The sequence below is a fragment of the Streptomyces sp. H39-S7 genome (genome assembly GCF_027158205.1).
In the GTDB taxonomy this organism is placed as follows: domain Bacteria; phylum Actinomycetota; class Actinomycetes; order Streptomycetales; family Streptomycetaceae; genus Actinacidiphila.
In genome coordinates this window covers 1-17,641 of the sequence record NZ_JAPVLU010000097.1, presented here as the reverse complement: position 1 = coordinate 17,641, position 17,641 = coordinate 1, and the positions used below count along the sequence as shown (strand labels likewise).

Genomic DNA, 17,641 nt, shown 5'->3' with positions numbered 1-17,641 from the left:
CCCCCCCCCCCCCCCCCCCCCACGGCCCGGCGGCCGGGGGTCCGGCCGGGCGGGAGACCTGTCCGCCCGGCCGGTTCCCTCACGCTGCTACCGGCTGGCGCTCCGCGACACGGCAGCGGGTGAGCACGGTCTGTGCGGTCTCGCCATAGAGGCTGTGATCCTTGACCGTGCCGGTCAGCTCGACTTCGTCGCCCTTGCCGGGGACTGTCGCGGCGCTGCTGAACCAGACGAACACGTTGCCCTCGGTGTCCTGGAACTTGACCAGTCGGCGACGCTGGGTGTTGTAGCCGTACGTCCGGCCTTCAAGCTCGATCACGGTCGTGACGGTGGCGGTCGTGCTGATGCGCTCTCCCACAGTGCCCTGCGGCTTGGAATTCTGGGCCGCCCGCTCGGTGGCTTCCTTCTCCTGGTCGCGGTGCCATCCCGCGATGGCGGACACGAGCGTCGGGAGGTGGCGGGGGCTGACCGTTTCGACCTTCGCCAACTGGCCCACCTTGTGACGGTAGTCATGCGGACTGCCGTATCCCTGGACTGCCCATGCTCGGACGGCGGCGGCGGTGCGCGGGGCGTCGGGTTCGGCGTCGACGGCTGCGCGCCACTCCTGGGGGGCCTTGCGGTCGAAGAAATACGACTCGACCAAATCGGCGGTCGGCGCGGTGTTCTTCCACTGCTCGGACCGGCTGTAGAAGCGGCCTTCTTGCGTCACGATCGCAGCGGTCACCCGCAGCACCTCGACCACCGGTACGCGGAGATCGGCCGGGATGCCTCCTTCCCCGCCGTCCCAATCGGAGTCCTTCAGCGTCCCGAACCTCCACAGGGCCTCAAGTCCCTTGATCGGGAGACCGGTGTACGGCTCGACGCACGTGGTGCCCAACTGGCGGAACTCGCCGTTCTCGTGGCGGGCGAGATAGGTAGCGGTGCGGTGGCGGGCGACCTTGCAGCCGTGGCAGAAATTCTCGACCGCGTGGTACCCGCGCACGGCTTCGGCGTCCTGCTCGGGGAGCCCAGGGAAGAGGCTGAGCAGCGTCTCGCCTTCCTCGTCGTGGTCCAGACGGGCCACGACGGTCCACCCCTGATGACGGGGGATGTCCCCGGTGATCGTCACGGTGACGGTGGGGCGCTGGCCGATCAGACGGCCGTCCGTGTCGTGGTAGTCGGCCAGGAAGGACGCGGAGACCTGGAGCGAGTAGGCGGTGAGTTTGTGGACAGCGGCGCGGGCGTTGGTCGCCTCGACAAGCTGACGGACGCGGGACTCGGCCGTGGCCGGGACGTCAAAACGCGTGGCTGCGCTGGTCATCGTGGGTGCTCCTGCTGGTGAGAGAGGTCCAGAGGGCCCGGTCGAGGCGGGTTGCCCTCCGCGTGCGACCGGGGTCGGGCCTGCTGGCGGCCCGTGGGTCGGAAGAGGTGTTGCCCTCCCCTTCCGACATCACTAATTAAACCATGTTTGGAGGCGTAGGGCAAGCATCCCGTCCGGGGATGTCGAGTGCGGCGCGGTCGCGAAGGAACGCGGCGAACAGAGCTGCGGTGTAGCTGTCGGCAGTGCCGTAGGTGCGGCGGCAGTCCAGGGCTCCGATGCGCTCGCCCCGGTGGCGGACGGGGAACGGCTGACCGGGGGCCGGAATGGCGAGCGCGTACAGTCCGCGCGGGGTGTCCACGCGCAGGACGACGGCGGCGGCCTGGTCGTCGTAGGCGGCGGACCAGCGGGCGGGCCCGATGCCGAACTCTGCCAGTCCGGACGCGATGGCTCGGGCCTGCATGATGTCGGCGGTGGTGGCGGGGTCGGGTTCGGCGGGAGCGGGGACGCACCCGCAACCGTGGTCGTCGGTGGTCTCGAACAGAGCTGTGCGGGTCACTGTGGGGCTCCTGAGGGCGGCCGGGGGCGGGAGGTTTTCCCGCCCCCGGCGTCGGGCGGCTGAGGTAGTTAGGCGGCGGCTTCGTCGTCGTCGCTCGACGGCTCGTCGGCCTCCTCGGCCTCCTCGGCCTCCTCGGCCTCCGGCTCCTCCTCGGCGCCAGACTCCTGCTCGGTCTCCGGCTCGCTGCCCGACGTGATCGCTGCGCGGGCCGTCTTCTTCGCTGGGTCGTACGGCTCCCCGTCCATAACGGACTGCTCGATGGGCGTGAGCTGGTACCCCAGGGACTCCAGCACCCGGAACCACTGGCCGGTCGGCTTCCGCGTCCACGGGGCGTGCTGGTCGTCAGTCCTCCATGCGGACCGGGTGGCGGACTTCTCGCGGACGGCGGCGATGGCGGCGAACTGGAGCTGCGGGGCCCGGCGCGGGTCCTTGGCAGCGTGCCCGGCAAACCCGGCCCTGTCCTGGGCCTGTTGCGTGTTCAGCCCAAGGAAGGTAGCCAGATTCTCCGTGGTGGCTCCCTTGTTCAGGTCCTCGGAGATTCCCCATGTGCCGCTGAGAAGAGCCTCGTTGACGTGACCGATCAGGGCGTTGGTGGTGTTCTTCGAGAGGCTGCGCCGCTTGATCAGGTCCGTGATCCACTTGTGGCGCAGGGCCTCGGAGGCGTCCCAGTCGATATTGCCCTTCTTGACGGCGGCACGGGCGGCTCGTTCGGCCTCCTTCTCGGCGGGGGCCTTCGTGTCTCCGCTGCTGGTACTCCCGGACACCACGTGCCCGTACAGGCCGGGGGCGGAGCAGTACGGCTCGTAGCGGTCGCCCCGCTGCTCGTCGAACACCCAAACCTGTCCCTTGCACTGGGCGTGCTCCTCCATGCTGATTTCACGCAGTCGCCACACAGGCAGTGCCCGCTCCGACAGCTCCTCTGCCTCCCGGATTCGCTGCCCGTCCGCTTCCAGCTCCGCGCGGTGCGTCTCGGCCTTGACCTGCTGATCGCGCTTAGTCCGCTCAACGGTGATGATCCACTCAACGTCACGAGGGGTGGCGCGGGCCTTCGCAGCGACTTCGGTGATGGCGGCCAGGGCTTCCGGGTCATCAGCAAACTCGGTGAGGGCCGTCATGTGCTCGAACGTCCATTCGTAGCTACCGCCCGTGACGGCGGCGTTCAGGGCCGCGTCAGACCTGACCTTGACGAGAGTTCGCACGTCCTTCTGCCGGACGCCTGCGGCCTTGGCGATACGACCGATCTGCGCCCCCGCCTCCGAAGCGGCGAACATGGCGACGTTCATCTCCGACGGACTCAAGCCCTTGCGGTGTTGGGCAGTCGTGATCATGTCGAGGAACTGCCCGGCGGCGTCGCGGTCGTCGTCGTCCCACTCATACGGCAGGTGGGTCAGACCCGCGTCCTTCGAACCGAAGAATCGGCGGTTTCCGTCGTTGACCTGGAGGACTCCGCCGTCAAGGCGCTGGACCTTGACCGGGATGCGGCACCCCTCGGCGCGGAGGGAGTCCACAAACGGGGCGTTGATGTCCAGGTCTTCGCGGGCATTCTTCGGGTGCGGGGTGAGCGCGCCGATCCGGATGACCGGGCGGGGCGTTACCGGAACGGTCTCCAGCCCTGCGGCGACGGCGGCGGCGAGACGCTGGAACCCGTCAATGACCTGCGGCACGTTGCCGTTGGTTCGCACGACGTACAGCGGCTCCTCGACGCCGTTCTCCTTCACGTCGGCCAGCAGATCGGCCGGGGCCTCGATGTCGCGCCGGTTGCCGGGGTGCGCGGCGAGTTCGGCGACGCCGAGGGTCGGCCACGGAGCGGGGGCAGCCTGGACGCCGGCCTGAGCCTTGGTGTTGGTCATCGTTCCTTCTCTTCCTGGTGAGAGTTGAGTCGAGCCGTTCGGCCCGGTGGGGTGTCGGGCGGGGTGTTGCCCTCCCCTTCCCGACGTCCTTAATTAAACCATGTTCTGAAGAGTGGGGCAACCGGGAGTCATGTGATCGGCGTCACTCGGGTACAGGGCTGCGGCTGCGCGGATCATGGCGGCGGCCTGGGCGGTGGTCCGCTCACGCTCGTCCCCCCAGCACCACAGCATGGTGCGCCGGTAGGCGCCCTCTGTGAGCCGCAGCTTTCGCCACCTGACCCCGGACACTGGGCGCCCGTTGATGTGGTTGCTGAGCACCACGAGGGAGTCGAACAGGGCGCGCTGGAAGATGTCCCACGGTTCGCCCCGTACGGACCAGCGGGGCCGTGCTGCACGCACGCCGCGCTCCCATGCGTGCAGCACGGTGCACGGGGCGGTGTCGCCCATCCTGCCGGGCTGCCAGAGGTGGTCACCCTGGTAGAGACCGACGCGTTCGATGTGGTCGGCGGCGACGGTGAGGATGCGGGCGGGGGTAGCAGGCGGCTTCCGGGACGGCATCGCGTTCTCCTGGGGCTTGGTGACGGTCAAGAGTTGCTGGACTGGGCGGACTTGGCCTTGATGGTGCATTCGACGCAGTGACACGGCGTCTGCCACTGGAACCCGGACGCGCAGATGATCGAGTAGGCAAGGGCGGCGGCCTCGCTGATTCGGCCGGTGCCCGGGTCCTTCGGGGTCGCGGTGCCCCACTCCTGGGGAAAGCTGTATGTCTGGAAGTAGTGACGGCCGTTCTCGTCGGTCTTGAAGAATCTGGCCCATTCCATGTACATGCGGGCTCCTCGGCGTACGGGTCGAGGGCCGGGGCGGCGGGCTGCCGCCCCGGCCGGGATGAGCGGGTCAGGCTGCGAGCGCTCCGGCTGCCTTGGCACCGATGCGGCGGGTGCCTCCGATGTCGGCGCGGTTGCCTGCGGCGGCTCCGTCGCCGTACCCGCTGCCGCTGTACGAGCCGCGCGACGTCCGCACGTTCGGGTGCTCCCGGCGATAGGCGGCCTGGACCATCGCGTCGCGGTCGGCCAGCACGAGTTCGCCACTGCGGCCGGTGGCCGACGTCTCTCCGCTGGCGGCGGCGCGGGCCGCCTCCTCGATCGCCTTGAGCCGTTCGATGACGCGCTCGATGAAACCGAGCGTCCACGAGTTCCGCCACGCTCGCGCACTGCGGACGCCGAACGGGACGATCTGCGCGCTGAGTCCGCCGAGCATCTGGAGAACGAGGGAGGTGTAAAGGATCTCGGCACGCTGAACATCAGACTCGTAACCGACGATGTGGACGCGCCGCGCGCCCCCCGCACCCTGAACGCCCATGTGGACGGCCTGGCATCCGACGGACTGCGCGATGAAGCACATGAGGCGGACGCGGGACATGGCCCACGGGTTGGGGAAGTCGAAGTACCGGTCGGTGATCCCGTCGCGCGACGGCTGACCATCGCTCAACAGGGCCTCATCAACCCCGTACTTCGCCATCATCTCCATTGCCCGCGTACGGGCAAGCTCGGCCTCTGCCTCGGGAGTTCCGGGATTCTCGGCCTTGGCCAGCAATGCCTGAATGGTGGCCAGCTTGGGGTTCACGTCTGCCTGGGGGGTGCTCATGGCTCTACTCCTGGTGAGAGGGGATGCCCGAGGCCGGCTGGACCTCGGGGCCGCCGTCCGGGGTGTTGCCCTCCCCTTCCGACATGTCTAATTAAACCATGTTCTAGGGTCCTGGTCAACCTGAACAAGGGCCCTGACCTGCTCTTTTACCACCCCACCGACCCGCACCCGCTCGGCCGGGCCCGGCCACAACGGGCCTGGGCGGGGTTCCCTCCTCGGTCGGACAGCTCCGCCGTACCAGGGTTCCGGGCGCGGTGTCCAGGCTCGCGCAGCGACCGCGCAGCGGCTTGGCCTGGACGCCGTGTCCGGGTTCCTGGTACGCCCCCCGGGGGTCCGGCCGAGGAGGGAACCCCGCCCTCACCTCAACCACGACGCTCCCGCACCCAACCAACCAGCCCCCACCCCCTCCGAGGAGGACCCGCCGGAGGCTGCCCTTCGCCCTGGCCGGCACCCAACGATCCGCCGATCCGCTGTACGCGCTGCTGTGGCACCGCGCTTCGACCTGATACTGAAGCCATGACCAACGAACCGAAGCTGATGACGAAGGAGGAGGTCCGTGCACTAGTCGTTGCCGCCATCGCGGACCCCACCGTGGACCTGTCCATACCCCTCGGCCTGTCGCTGGCTCTGCGTGAGGGCCTTCGCTCCACCGTCCTCGTCAGCTTGAACCGCGGCGACTATCACCCTGCGGTGGGCGACGCCCCGGGAAGCCTGACCTACCGCGACGGTGACCAGATTCGGGCCGCTTCACTCTCGCCGGAGACGGAACTCCTCCTGGCTGCATACCTGGCCCGGTGACGGTGGGGTAGTACACCCCCGTCCGGAAGTCTCCTGCTCTCTCTATGAGCGACACCGCGCTGCTGGTTCGAGATGTCCGCGGACCTGTGCCTACGGTGCGGGCGATGAGCAGCGATTTCGAACTGGAATGGGGGAGCGAGTGAGCACGACTCCGGCAGCGTCGGTGAGCACGGCAGAACTGCGGCGGCGGGTTCGCGCTGTCGAAGCTCTCAAGGCGAAGACGCGGGAAATGGCTGTGGCGAATGTGTTGACCACACGTGAGACTGCGGTGAAGGCGGCGCACGCGAAGGACGAGGCAGACGTCGCGGCACGGGAAGCCGCTGCCGTGGCTCTGCGGCTGTTCAACAACGACGCAGAGCTGGTAGCGGATCTACTGGAAGTGCCGGCGGAGGAACTGGAACGCGAGGCGAAGCCTGTTACCGCCGCCCGCGCGAAGGAGATCATCGAATCGCTGCGGACCCGCGCCGGGCGACCTCGTCCCAACCGGGCCCGTAAGCCTCGGGCGGAAGCGTCGGACCCGTCACCTCCGGCTTCGGAGATCCCGGCCCCGGCCTTCACACCGGACGGCAGCCGGGCTGATGCCGCCTGAGAACGGCCTCGGGCCCGGACTCTTCCCGCTCGCGGCGGTGAACGGGTCCGGGCCCCTTCACGTCGATGAGCAACTTGCCCTCATCGGTGAGCCAACCCCCGTACGGATACCGGCTGTTGAGTGGGCCGCATGGCTGGCCGACGAGTCCGTGCAGGCCCGTTACTGGGCCAAGGTCTACCGCACCCCGTCAACCGAGGACTGCTGGTTCTTCTTCGGCGGGATCTCCAGCACCGGCCACGCCAGTTTCAGGGCCGCATCACGACCGGGCAGGACACGAACGGGCACGGTGCCGGGGCACCTGTACGGGTACCAGCTCGCGCACGGCGTCATCCCTCGGCTCGGCTGGGGCACTGACAGCCCGACCGTCTGCCATACCTGTGATAACCACTCCTGCCAGCAGCCCTCACACCTCAGGCTGGGCACGGCGGCGGAGAACCGGGCCGAGTGGCTGGCTCGCCGCAGAAACCCGGGCAGTCCCCTGGCGGACATCCGCGGCCCGGCCGGGCGCTCACGCGCAGTAGGCGACGCCATCCGGGCTGGCCAGAGCGACGGGGAGTCGAAAGGGGAGATCGCCGCCCGCGTCCGGGCGGCGATTGCAGCGGGCCGCCCCCTCAGCCTCTGGTGACGACCGACCACCCCTCGACCGATCCACCGAGGTAGAGAACGTCGCACCCACCGGACCGCACCGCGCCCTCGTGTACGCACAGAAGGGACGGTCGGCCCGACCGAGCGGGTAGAGCTGGACACGGTCAACGGCTGGTCGCGGACCGACGAACCCCACCGGGGCGGACCATCTGCTACCCGATCTCGGAGGCTGTGGGCTAAGGCCAGCGAGGGTTTCCCGCTACGAAGCGCACACAGGTTCGGCCCGCTCCTGTCGAGGAGCGGGCCGGATCTGCATGACGAAGGACACATTCCTTCGAGCGACGGGATGGAGTTACGGCGTCAAGCCTGCGTCGTCACGAGGTCGGCGTCTGGGTGCTTGGTGCACACCTCCAGGGCCTCCATCCGGGCCTGCTCAAAGGACCGGACCACCGCAGACCTGTTGATTCCCCGGACTTGCGCCTCCGTGCTGCCGCCAGGGCGGAACTCGGTTCGGAATTCCGCGGCCCGCGTGCTGAAGCCGTCGTGCTCGAACTCCCACGTCCACCGGCCACTCACCGAAAGCGGCTCGTAGTCCAAGGTGCCGTCGGCTTCGTACGAAGCCAGAGCGGAGTAAACGAACTGTCTCGCCGGCATCCGGGTCCAGACCGGACCACCGCCGGTCCATCGCTCACGTTCCTCTGGTCCGACGGCTCCGCGGCGGACGATCAGCTCTTCCGCGCAGCCATCTGCTCGCAGTACCGCGAGCCCTTCTTCACAGTCGTCGTTCCACTGATCGGCAACGTCCTGGGCGTGCTGGCCGTCCGCGAACGGCACCTCTCGGCCCCCCAGCGTGACGACGAAGACAGGCCCGTCTCCCCCGCCCGCGCTGTCCTGCGGCAAATCGCTGGCGTCTTTCCATATCTCGTGGTCCGGCTCCGAGAGCTGACGGGGCACACGGGGGAGTCCGTCCGTCGTGGATGACAGGCCGGAGTGCTCCAAGAAGCCGGGCAGCGGTGCGGTCGGGTCCATGGCCCACTCGATAGCGGCCATGACCTCGTCGTCCAAGGCGTCCAAGAGGTGGCCGTACCGGTCGACGGTGGTGGTGATGGACTCGTGCCCAAGACGTCCCTGGATGGCTGGCAGGGGTACCTTCGCGGCAATCAGCCACGACGCGTGGGAGTGACGGAGGTCGTGGATGCGCGGTCGTTTGATGAGGCCGTACTTCTCTGCGGCCATCTCGATCGCGGGCAACCAGCGCAAGCGCCGGAACGTGCCCGGGTCCCACTTGCCCCCCTCGGGGCCGGTGAAGATGAGGGCATCGGGAGCCAGGCCCTTGGCGCGGCGCCGCAGCATCCGATCAAGCTTGTGAGTGATGACGACGGTCCGCCGCGCCTTGCGGGTTTTCGGGGCGCCGAGAATGGACTTCCCGTCCTCGTCCTTCTTCCAGGCCCTCTGGACACGGATGGCGGGCCGGCCGTTACGCCGCCGAAGGTCGCGGGGCTGGAGTGCCGTCGCCTCGCCCCACCGAAAACCGGTCTCCGCGATGGCCTCGCCAAGGTCCTTGGCATCGTCGCTGAGGCATTCGTAGAGCCAGGCCCATTCCTCGCGTTCGAGGAAGACCATCTCCTCTTCGTCCTCAGCGCCGTCGAGCCGCGGGAGACGAGTCTTCGCGCACGGATTCGAGGCCCGTAGCGACGGCTCCGCGTCCACTGCGGCCTGAAGAATCGAGTAGAGCAAGCCGTGCTCGTTCTGGATGGTCTTCGGCCGGTACTTCGTTCGAGGCTTCCGGTCTGCGGGGTCGAGCGGGGCGGGCCGTCCCGCCTCCAAGTCGTTGACCCAGTCCTGCACCATCTCTCGAACGATGCTGCCCTCACCGTCCTCCACGGAGTAGGGCCCGAACCAAGGCGTCATGTTGGCACGTATTCGCGTCTTGTACTTACTGCGCGTATCGCCCTGAATGCCGGTGAGCCGGTCGACGTAGGCGAGAGCGAAGGGCTCGAACATCGTTCCCGGCCGACGCTGGTCAGCGACGAACCCTTGGCCTCGCACCCACCCTGGTGGCCACTGCTGACCGTGCCCGTTCACCAGCTCCCGAAAGCGTTCGGCCGCCGTCTCATCCCCGAAGACCTCCGATTCCTGCTTGGCGTTTCTCGCTCCTCCAGCCCGGAACAGCACGGTGAAGCTCGCCGTGCCGTCGCTTTTGTCCCGCCTCTTGATCGATGCCATGGAGGGACCGTACGACAGGTCGGTGTTGACACGGTGTTGACGTTACAAACACAGAGAGGGCCCCTGACCTGCGTTTCCGCAGGTCAGGGGCCCTCTGGCGATGTGGAGCCTAGGAGATTCGAACTCCTGACATCTGCCTTGCAAAGGCAGCGCTCTACCAACTGAGCTAAGGCCCCGCTTCGCAGAACAGCGTACCTGTTCCGGGACGTGACCCCGACCCAGTATCGCGGTCCGTAGGATGCTTTGCAGGATTCACGGCCGCAAACAGGAGCGCGTATGGACCCCTCTCCGCACGACGCCGCCAGCCGCGCCCAGGAGCTGCAGCGCAACTGGTACGGCGAGCCGCTCGGCGACCTCTTCCGGCGCCTCATCGGCGACCTCGGGCTGAACCAGGCGCGCCTGGCGGGCGTGCTGGGCCTCTCCGCGCCGATGCTCTCGCAGCTGATGAGCGGTCAGCGCGCGAAGATCGGCAACCCGGCCGTCGTCCAGCGCCTGCAGGCGCTCCAGGATCTCGCCGGGCATGTCGCGGACGGCAGCGTGACGTCCGCGGAGGCGACCTCGCGGATGGACGACATCCGGCAGTCGTCCGGCTCCTCGGTCCTCACCGGCACCACCCACAGCTCCACCTCAGGCTCGGCCGCCGGCTCCGCCAGGCACGTCGTACGGGACATCCAGTCGCTGCTGCGGGCGGTCGCGTCCGCCGAAGAGATTGCGGAAGCGGCGAACACCCTCGCCTCCAGCCATCCACAACTGGCAGAGTTCCTTCATGTGTACGGCGCCGGGCGGACCGCGGAAGCGATCACGCACTACGAGGCGCACCAGGGCTGAACGGGATAACAGGGGGCGGGTCGCCGACCATGGGTGAGGTCTTCGCAGGCCGGTACGAGCTGGTGGACCCGATCGGACGGGGCGGCTCGGGCGCGGTCTGGCGCTCCTGGGACCACCGGCGGGGACGTTATGTCGCGGCGAAGGTGCTCCAGCAGAGCGACGCGCACGCGCTGCTCCGCTTCGTCCGCGAGCAGGCGATGCGGATCGACCATCCGAACGTGCTCGCGCCCGCCAGCTGGGCCGCCGACGACGACAAGGTCCTGTTCACCATGGACCTGGTCCGCGGCGGATCGCTCTCGCACCTGATCGGCGACTACGGGCCGCTGCCCCCGCACTTCGTGTGCGCACTGCTCGACCAGCTGCTGTCCGGGCTGACGGCCGTCCACGCCGAAGGCGTCGTGCACCGCGACATCAAGCCCGCCAACATCCTGCTGGAGGCCACCGGCACCAGCCGGCCGCACCTGCGGCTGTCGGACTTCGGCATCGCCATGCGCAAGGGCGAGCCGCGCCTCACCGAGGTCGACTACGTCGTCGGCACACCGGGCTACTTCGCGCCCGAGCAGATGCTGGGCGCGGAACCCGACTTCCCGGCCGACCTGTACGCGGTCGGCCTGGTCGCCCTCTACCTGCTCAGCGGCCAGAAGCCGGACGCCCAGGCGATCTTCGAGCGCTACCTGAACGAGGGCGTCCCGCGCGCCCCGCAGGGGGTGCCCGAGCCGATGTGGCAGGTCATCGGCAATCTGCTGCAACCCGACCCGGACGCCCGCTTCCGCACGGCCACCGGCGCCCGCAAGGCGCTGTCCGCCGCGGTCGAACTCCTGTCGGTCCCCGGCCTGGACGACGAACCGGTCGAGGTCTTCGACCAGATCGGCCCCCTCCCGGAGGGCTTCGACGCCCAGGGCCCACGCCAGAAGGCCCGCCGCTCCCGGCCCGAGGAAACCAGCAGCTTCCACCTCCCGGCCCCCCAATCCTCAGCGCCGGCCCCAGCACACGCCCCACAACAGCCGCCCGCATACGGCTACCCCCAGGCAACAGGAACCCGGACCCCGCCGCCCGTCGGACCCAACCCGTATACGTCCGCGGCACCGGCGCCCGCACAGGCACAGGCACAGGCGCAAGCGCTCACGTCCCCGCCCCACCAGCCCGAGCCCACCCGCCCCTACACGGCAGCGGTACACACCGCGCCGCTTCCGCAGACACGACGATCGGGACCACCGGCCAAACTGGTGATCCCGATCCTCATCGTCGCCGCGCTCTGCTTCGCGGTCGGCATCTGGGCGTTGGCGGCGGCCTGAGGGCGCCTCTTACGCCCCCGCTACCAGGCCGGCGGCGGCCCGTACCCCGGCTGCGGCCCTTGCGGTGCCTGCGGAGCAGCGGCCCGCGAGCGCCGCCGCGCCGTCATCACCCACACCGCCAGGCTCAGCAGCAGCACCGTCCCGGCCCCGAGCGCGGCGAACGCCACCAACCGCAGCGTGGAGCTGGAACCGCCCCCCGTAGCCGTCCCGTCCGCCTCGGCCAGGTCGTCGCCGCCGATGCCGAACCCGGCCTTGGCCGCGTCACCGTCGTACCCCGGCGAAGGGGCCGCCGTGCCCTTGACGTCCAGCCGCAGGGTGACGCCGATCGGGGCGTCCACGACGTTCTTGACGCCCGGGTGGACGCTCACGGCGAAGTAGTACCAGCCGGCGAACCGCGTCGCCGAGACCTTGCCGCTGCTCTCGAACCGGTTCGCGTACGAGACCGGCACGGTCTGGCCGGTGATCGACGTCTGCTTGCCCGCGTACGACTCCGTGTCGTCGTCGATGTGGCCGCGGGCGGGGTTGTACGCGTCGACCCGCACCCCGGCGCTCTGGAAGCCGTTCTCCTTGGCCGTGGGCGCGTTCGCGAAGTCGGCGAAGAGGACCGCGTGCTGGCCCCAGTCCACCGGCACCTTGTAGAAGCGGGTCTCGCCGGGCAGCACCTTGTCGTTCCAGATGCCGCTCTTGATGGCCGCCGCGTTGTCGAAGCTCGTGCCGCCCTGGGCGGGCCTCGGCGTACCGGTCACCGGGGTGGGTGACGCCTCGGTGGCGCTGGTGGCCGGCGCGGGCTTGGCGTCGGCCTTGAGGGCCGGCTCGGACATGAAGCGGATCTCGACGGGCCATTCGGCCGGGTCCGAGGTGCCGGCGCTCTCCCGCTTGATCTCCAGCGTGTAGCGGTTGGCCTCCTGGCAGCGCCCGCCCTTCTCGATGGTCCGCGCCGTGTAGCCGCCGACCGGCCGCGCCGCCCCGTCGTTGTCGAAGTGGGCGTCGTAACTGTCGCAGTCGGTGCCGTCGGCACTCTGCAGCTTGAGCTCGATGCCGTCCCCGTAAGTGACCTTGGCGCCCGGTTTCGGGATGGCGAACGCCGACAGGTACGCCGCGGACTTCGCGTCCAGGTCCACGCCGTAGTACTTGGTGTCACCCACCTTGAGGGTGTCCTTGTAGGTACCGCCGGCCGTCAGCGCCTGGGCCTCGGCCGTCGTCGCCGCACCCGTCACCGCCGTGCCCTGCGGCTGCCACACGGGCACGGCGGTGTCCGCCAGTGCCGTGCCCTGCAGTCCGGCGAGCGTCACGCCCGCCACCGCGACCGCCACCACAAGTCCGCGCATTACGCCTCGCCCCTCTTCGTCCGGCGCACGAGCGCCACCCCGCCGACGGCCGCGAGTGCGACCGCCCCGCCCGCTCCTGCCGCGACCATGTCCTTGCCGGTCATGAATCCTCCCCCGTCCGAGCCGCCGCTGTCGCGGCCCGCAGCCGAATCGGCGCCCTTGTCGCCGGCCTTGCCGTCGTTCTGTCCACTGCCGCCGCCGTCGTCCTTGGCCTGTCCCTTGGCCAGGGCCGGCGCCTGGTACTGCGGCCCGGCCAGTTCGTCCCCCGTCACGTCGACCCGCAGGACGACGCCGACCGCCGCGTTCTTCGCCAGTCGCGCGGCCTTCGGGCCGAGCGCCACGGCGATGTAGTAGTCCCCGGCGCTGTGCACCGCGGGGGCCGAGCCGCCGGTGACCCAGCGGTTGGTCCAGGTCACCGGGACCGTGCCGAGCCCTACGGACAGGGGCTTCCCGGTGTAGCTGCGGTGGTCGGTGCCGCCGGAGGCGTCCCGCACCGGCTGCCGGCCGGGCCCGTACGCCGCCGTGTCGACGTAGCTCCAGACGGAGGCCGACGACGCGTCGTCGAGCACCGGTTCGTTGGCGAACTCGGCCGCGTAGCTGAGCTGTTGTCCCCAGCCCAGCCGCACCTTGTAGAAGCGGGCCTGCGCGGGCAGCAGCTTGTCGCGCCAGACGCCCTTGGTGAGGACGGTCGCGTCGTTGAAGCCGGTGCCGCCCACCAGGTCGCGCGGGTCGCCGGCGAGCGGCGCGGGCTTGTCACCGAACTCGGTCTCGGCGGCCGCGGGCGTGGTCCCGGCCCTGAGCGCCGCCTCGCTCCCGTACCGGAGCTCGATGGGCCACCGGCCCTGGTCGGAGCCCGGCGCGCTCGTACGGTGCACGGAGAGCAGGTACCGGCCGGCCTTGTCGCAGGTTCCGTCGCCCTTGGCGGTGGGCACCCGGCTGACCGCCCCGGTGACGATCATCGCGCCCTCGTCCTGCCCGAAGTGCGCCGATCCGGTGTCGCAGGTGTACGCGTACTGGCCGGAGGACACGGCTTTCAGCTCGATGCCGTCGCCGTATCCGACCTTCACGCCCGCCTGCGGAACCGTGGTCACCGCGAGGTCCACCGTGGAGGTGGCGTCCAGGCCGGCCGCGTACCAGCGGGTCTCTCCGGGGCCGATGGTGTCCAGGTACTGCCCCGGCGCGATGTCCGCCGCCCGCGCCGCCGTCGCGCCGCCCGTGATGCGGGTGCCCTCGAAGCGGTACCCGTCGGCGCTGAGCTGCGACGCGCGCACCAGTTGCCGGGCGAGCGCCGCCGCGTCGGGGGCGTCGTAGTACGCGCCGTGTCCGGCACGGGCGACGCACTCCAGCTCCTCGCGGGCGGCGCCCTTCACCTGGAAGCCGATGGTGTCGATCCGCAGACCGATCCCATCCCCGGCCAGCTGGGCCGCCACCTCGCAGGGCTTGGGCGCCCCGCAGTTGGACTCGCCGTCGGAGATCAGCAGGATCGTGCGCCTGCCGTCCTTGGGGAGGTCGCCTGCGGCCCGGGTCAGCGCCAGGGCGGTCGGGGTGTCCCCCTTGGGCTGGACGGCCGCCACGGCCCTCTTCATCGCGTCCCGGTCCAGCGGCACGACGGGCTGGGAGAGCTGGGTGTCGTCGCAGCCGTGCGGCTTGCCCGCGCCGTAGACCCGCAGCCCGGTCCTGTGGCCGTCCGGCAGGGTCTCCACGACGGTGTTGACGGCCTTGCGGGCCGACTCGATCCGGGTGCTGCCCGAGCCGTCGGGTCCCGCCATGGATCCGGACGAGTCCAGCACCATGATCAGGCTGTCGTCCGCGGCCGGTACGGCGGCCCGCGCGGCCGTCGGCCCGCCGAGCGCCGCGAGCAAGGAGATCAGCACTCCACCGCTCACCGCCCCGGCGAACGCGCGCCACTGTGGTCGTTGCATGCTGTGCTCCCCCTCGGCCGGACCGTCTCTGTTTGCTACCGCGAAGGTATTGATTTGCGTGAGCAAACTCAAGCGTTTCCCGTCACGGTCCCGCAACAGCGAGAGGCCCCGACCGCTGTGCGGTCGGGGCCTCAGAGCACTTCGGCGTCTCAGACGCTCGCGCCGGAACCTGCCGGTACGGAGTCGGTCGCTTCCGTCCACAGATCCTGCTCGGCGCGGTCCGCCTGGATCTGGCGGTACACGAGGAGCCCGCCGACGGCGGCCAGTGCCACCAGGAGAAACTTCTTCACCGCGCGACCTCGTCCTTCTTGGATTGGGAGAGCCCTGACGCCGCCGACTATACACACCGACCGATACCGAACGGTGACCTGCACCCGCTCCAACTCCCCTACCGGACAGCACCCGCCACAGACCCCCCGCAGGCCCTCGCAGGCTCCGGAAACAGCAAACGGCCCGTACGGATCGGGATCCGTACGGGCCGTTCAACGCGGTGGGCCTAACAGGACTTGAACCTGTGGCCTCTTCCTTATCAGAGGTCTAGATCAACAGACGTTCGCACCTGGGAACCCCTGGTGACCGGCTTCTGTGTGCGCCATCCTCCGCAGAGATCCGCTGGTGTCCGCCGCTGTTGGCGTAAAGCGCTGGCGTACGCCAAGACGAACTGGATCAGCCCTGCTCAGAGTTTGGGGACCACCGTTTCCGGCAGGGCTGCCCCCCAGGAGCGCAGCACCTCAGCGGCCTGCTCCCCCAGCCTCCCACCGGCAACGTCCTCCCGCAGCGACCTTCTGTCGGCCGGATAGGTCAGTTCCCGGTAGAGCTGCAGGTCCTCGAACCCGTTCAGGGCAACATCGTGGCTGGTCGCACCGAAGACGATGCGGGGCAGGCGGGCCCAGTAACAGGCGACCAGGCACATCGGGCAGGGCTCGCTGCTGGCGTACATGACGCCGTCCTCGAACAGGTGGCGCCCTAGCTTCTTGCCGGCATGACGAAGTGCCATGACTTCCGCGTGGGCGGTGGGGTCGGACAACTCTACGACGCTGCTCGTGCCTTCACTGACAATCGCACCATCGATTACGACGATGGCACCGAACGGCGTCTTACCTTCATCTTCCAGTGCGTGACGCGACAACTCGATTGCGCGGGTCAGAAATCCCTGGTCGGCCTCAGTTAGTGCGGTTGCCACAACCATCCCTTTCAACTGACCATCCGGAACAGGCTAGGGTTTGGCGCCTTGCTTTTTCCGCCATGATTTTAGCGGTGTGACGAATCTGAGTTCCGTCCGATCTGCGGGGTACTCGGCGTCAGATACCTCTACGGTCCTGTTGTCGGCATCCCTTGAGATCCGTCGGCAGATGAGCAGGGGCACGCCATCAGGCAGGGCCCACTGCTGCGCTTCCACCGTGGTGGGCATCCTGCCGGTCACCTGGTCGACGATGCTCATGATCTCGACACCCACCGTGGATAGCTGGTGCATAGTTCCGCCCGGCCACGGTTCCTTCGTCTCGTCCAAGAGATCCGGATTAGCACTGATGAGCGACACCGGCATGTAGGACGTGCTGAATGACAGCAGATGGCCCGTGCCGGAGTTCTTCGAGACGTAGCGCCTTTGAAGCACAGCGGCGTTGACAGAGATCCCGAACACCTCAGCGAGCTGGGCATCAGCTTCAATCGTGGTGTAGGTCGAGGTGAAGACCTGGTCCGCGATTGACATGCTGAAATTCGTCTCAGCTTCGCCTATCGCGGAGCGCTCTCCCTCCGGTCGTCGCGCCAGGTCCTTCTCGACCTGGTGACGCTCCGAAGAGCGCACCACCTTCCCGGGCGCGATACGGACCACCGGCGCCTTACCTCGCCCTGACGTGATCAGCCCTTGCGCCTTGAGCAGAGACACGGCAGAGCGCGCGGAGTTCATAGAGCACGCGTACCGCTCGCAGATGTCGGACAGCGTGGGGAGCGACGCTCCCGGGGCGAGCTGGCCCCGCTCGATCTGCATGCGCAGGTCATCCGCGATGCGGAGATGAATCGGCGCCTGCACCGCCGTTGGCTGGGGTTCCATGCCTCCAGCATCGCAGTTCGAGGGTTTGTGGGCAAACATCTTGCGCGCCGCCCACGGCCCAGCTACTGTCATCTTCAGTTCGAGGGTTTGCCCACAAACCCGCGAACTGGCCCCACTTGGCGTGTGCTTCCGAACGGTCTGGCGACAGGGCGGGACGGAGCGGAGCGCCCGTTGTTTGACAACTGAACAGTGCGCCGCCCCAGCCACCTGCTCTCGGGTGGTCGATGGGGTCGCCTCCAGCCCAGTGCCACGGGCTCGGGAGGTGGCCGGAGTGATCCGGCCGCACGTTGCCGCGTCGTGGAAAGCGCGGTCCGGGGCCACCTACCTCCCCGGCGAGACAAGGGGCTCTGTCCGCTGACCCTCCGGGAGCGGACAGGGGTCGTCGCAGCGCTACGTCGGCCTTCCGGCCGGACGGGTCAGCGGCGGTTACTGATCACCCGAGATCCACCCATCTCCATCCCACGGCGCGCGGCCCCGGTGCTCGAACACCGGGGCCGCTGTTCGGGCCGTTCACCTCTGGAAGGACACACGACCCAATGGATCACATCGTTACTGTTCAGGACGCTGTTACCGCGTTCGCCGACTTCATGGAGCCGACGGACGCCGAGCTGGACGCGATCGAGCGGGAGATGCCGGTCATCCTGGCCGGCGTCGAGCTGCTGGACGCGCA

17 protein-coding genes and 1 tRNA gene are annotated in these 17,641 nt (G+C 69.0%); 5 read left to right on the top strand and 13 right to left on the bottom strand.

The genetic code is table 11. The features are described 5' to 3' along the window. Positions 1-79: 79 nt before the first annotated feature. From O3X23_RS42605 to O3X23_RS42580, 6 genes are all read right to left on the bottom strand, one after another. Entirely contained in the window at positions 80-1,297 is a 1,218-nt protein-coding gene (locus O3X23_RS42605; RefSeq protein ID WP_269280304.1) for a hypothetical protein, read from the bottom strand. Positions 1,298-1,433: 136 nt separating this feature from the next. After that, a complete protein-coding gene (locus tag O3X23_RS42600) occupies positions 1,434-1,853 on the bottom strand; it encodes a hypothetical protein (RefSeq protein WP_269280303.1) in 420 nt (139 codons plus the stop codon). A 68-nt stretch (positions 1,854-1,921) separates the two neighbouring features. Continuing rightward, positions 1,922-3,703 carry a ParB N-terminal domain-containing protein gene (locus O3X23_RS42595; RefSeq protein WP_269280300.1) on the bottom strand — a complete coding sequence of 594 codons (1,782 nt, stop codon included), beginning with the start codon at positions 3,701-3,703 and terminating at the stop codon, positions 1,922-1,924. 93 nt (positions 3,704-3,796) lie between these two features. After that, a complete protein-coding gene (locus O3X23_RS42590; RefSeq protein ID WP_269280298.1) occupies positions 3,797-4,261 on the bottom strand; it encodes a DUF6197 family protein in 465 nt (154 codons plus the stop codon). Positions 4,262-4,287: 26 nt separating this feature from the next. Next, positions 4,288-4,524: a hypothetical protein gene (locus O3X23_RS42585; protein ID WP_269280296.1), complete on the bottom strand. Its 237-nt coding sequence runs from the start codon at positions 4,522-4,524 to the stop codon at positions 4,288-4,290. Positions 4,525-4,597: 73 nt separating this feature from the next. Further along, positions 4,598-5,347 (bottom strand): DUF2786 domain-containing protein, encoded by a 750-nt coding sequence (locus O3X23_RS42580; protein WP_269280294.1) that lies wholly within the window; start codon positions 5,345-5,347, stop codon positions 4,598-4,600. 516 nt (positions 5,348-5,863) lie between these two features. Here O3X23_RS42580 and O3X23_RS42575 point away from each other — a divergent pair. Beyond that, positions 5,864-6,145, top strand: coding sequence for a hypothetical protein (locus O3X23_RS42575; protein WP_269280292.1), 282 nt, complete (start codon positions 5,864-5,866; stop codon positions 6,143-6,145). 139 nt (positions 6,146-6,284) lie between these two features. Beyond that, a complete protein-coding gene (locus O3X23_RS42570; protein ID WP_269280289.1) occupies positions 6,285-6,734 on the top strand; it encodes a hypothetical protein in 450 nt (149 codons plus the stop codon). Between the two features lie 945 nt (positions 6,735-7,679). Here the strand turns inward: O3X23_RS42570 and O3X23_RS42560 are convergent. Beyond that, positions 7,680-9,545, bottom strand: a complete 1,866-nt coding sequence (locus O3X23_RS42560) for a tyrosine-type recombinase/integrase (protein ID WP_269280286.1) — start codon at positions 9,543-9,545, stop codon at positions 7,680-7,682. 103 nt (positions 9,546-9,648) lie between these two features. Continuing rightward, a tRNA-Ala gene (locus O3X23_RS42555) sits at positions 9,649-9,721 on the bottom strand. 100 nt (positions 9,722-9,821) lie between these two features. Between O3X23_RS42555 and O3X23_RS42550 the strand changes: the two genes are divergently transcribed. Next, a complete protein-coding gene (locus O3X23_RS42550) occupies positions 9,822-10,373 on the top strand; it encodes a helix-turn-helix domain-containing protein (RefSeq protein WP_269280283.1) in 552 nt (183 codons plus the stop codon). A gap of 29 nt (positions 10,374-10,402) precedes the next feature. Further along, positions 10,403-11,668: a serine/threonine-protein kinase gene (locus O3X23_RS42545; RefSeq protein ID WP_269280280.1), complete on the top strand. Its 1,266-nt coding sequence runs from the start codon at positions 10,403-10,405 to the stop codon at positions 11,666-11,668. A 20-nt stretch (positions 11,669-11,688) separates the two neighbouring features. On the opposite strand, the gene O3X23_RS42540 is transcribed toward O3X23_RS42545, so the two are convergent. From O3X23_RS42540 to O3X23_RS42520, 5 genes are all read right to left on the bottom strand, one after another. Next, the gene (locus O3X23_RS42540) at positions 11,689-12,996 is read right to left on the bottom strand and encodes a hypothetical protein (protein WP_269280277.1); all 1,308 of its coding nucleotides are present in this window, start codon (positions 12,994-12,996) and stop codon (positions 11,689-11,691) included. After that, positions 12,996-14,918 carry a vWA domain-containing protein gene (locus O3X23_RS42535; RefSeq protein WP_269280274.1) on the bottom strand — a complete coding sequence of 641 codons (1,923 nt, stop codon included), beginning with the start codon at positions 14,916-14,918 and terminating at the stop codon, positions 12,996-12,998. Before O3X23_RS42535 ends, O3X23_RS42540 begins: the two co-directional genes overlap by 1 nt. 149 nt (positions 14,919-15,067) lie before the next feature. Beyond that, positions 15,068-15,208, bottom strand: a complete 141-nt coding sequence (locus O3X23_RS42530; RefSeq protein ID WP_269280271.1) for a DLW-39 family protein — start codon at positions 15,206-15,208, stop codon at positions 15,068-15,070. A gap of 386 nt (positions 15,209-15,594) precedes the next feature. Continuing rightward, positions 15,595-16,101, bottom strand: a complete 507-nt coding sequence (locus tag O3X23_RS42525; protein ID WP_269280268.1) for a nucleoside deaminase — start codon at positions 16,099-16,101, stop codon at positions 15,595-15,597. A gap of 33 nt (positions 16,102-16,134) precedes the next feature. Further along, positions 16,135-16,971: a GntR family transcriptional regulator gene (locus O3X23_RS42520; protein ID WP_269280266.1), complete on the bottom strand. Its 837-nt coding sequence runs from the start codon at positions 16,969-16,971 to the stop codon at positions 16,135-16,137. Between the two features lie 536 nt (positions 16,972-17,507). Here O3X23_RS42520 and O3X23_RS42515 point away from each other — a divergent pair. Continuing rightward, on the top strand, positions 17,508-17,641 hold a 134-nt coding region (locus O3X23_RS42515; protein ID WP_269280306.1), incomplete at its 3' end, for a DUF6284 family protein.

Bases quoted from the DNA above. Each gene is read 5' to 3' on its own strand.
- O3X23_RS42605 (WP_269280304.1), bottom strand. From the start codon at position 1,297: ATGACCAGCGCAGCCACGCGTTTTGACGTCCCGGCCACGGCCGAGTCC.
- O3X23_RS42595 (WP_269280300.1), bottom strand. From the start codon at position 3,703: ATGACCAACACCAAGGCTCAGGCCGGCGTCCAGGCTGCCCCCGCTCCG.
- O3X23_RS42590 (WP_269280298.1), bottom strand. From the start codon at position 4,261: ATGCCGTCCCGGAAGCCGCCTGCTACCCCCGCCCGCATCCTCACCGTC.
- O3X23_RS42585 (WP_269280296.1), bottom strand. From the start codon at position 4,524: ATGGAATGGGCCAGATTCTTCAAGACCGACGAGAACGGCCGTCACTAC.
- O3X23_RS42580 (WP_269280294.1), bottom strand. From the start codon at position 5,347: ATGAGCACCCCCCAGGCAGACGTGAACCCCAAGCTGGCCACCATTCAG.
- O3X23_RS42575 (WP_269280292.1), top strand. From the start codon at position 5,864: ATGACCAACGAACCGAAGCTGATGACGAAGGAGGAGGTCCGTGCACTA.
- O3X23_RS42560 (WP_269280286.1), bottom strand. From the start codon at position 9,545: ATGGCATCGATCAAGAGGCGGGACAAAAGCGACGGCACGGCGAGCTTC.
- O3X23_RS42550 (WP_269280283.1), top strand. From the start codon at position 9,822: ATGGACCCCTCTCCGCACGACGCCGCCAGCCGCGCCCAGGAGCTGCAG.
- O3X23_RS42545 (WP_269280280.1), top strand. From the start codon at position 10,403: ATGGGTGAGGTCTTCGCAGGCCGGTACGAGCTGGTGGACCCGATCGGA.
- O3X23_RS42540 (WP_269280277.1), bottom strand. From the start codon at position 12,996: ATGCGCGGACTTGTGGTGGCGGTCGCGGTGGCGGGCGTGACGCTCGCC.
- O3X23_RS42535 (WP_269280274.1), bottom strand. From the start codon at position 14,918: ATGCAACGACCACAGTGGCGCGCGTTCGCCGGGGCGGTGAGCGGTGGA.
- O3X23_RS42520 (WP_269280266.1), bottom strand. From the start codon at position 16,971: ATGGAACCCCAGCCAACGGCGGTGCAGGCGCCGATTCATCTCCGCATC.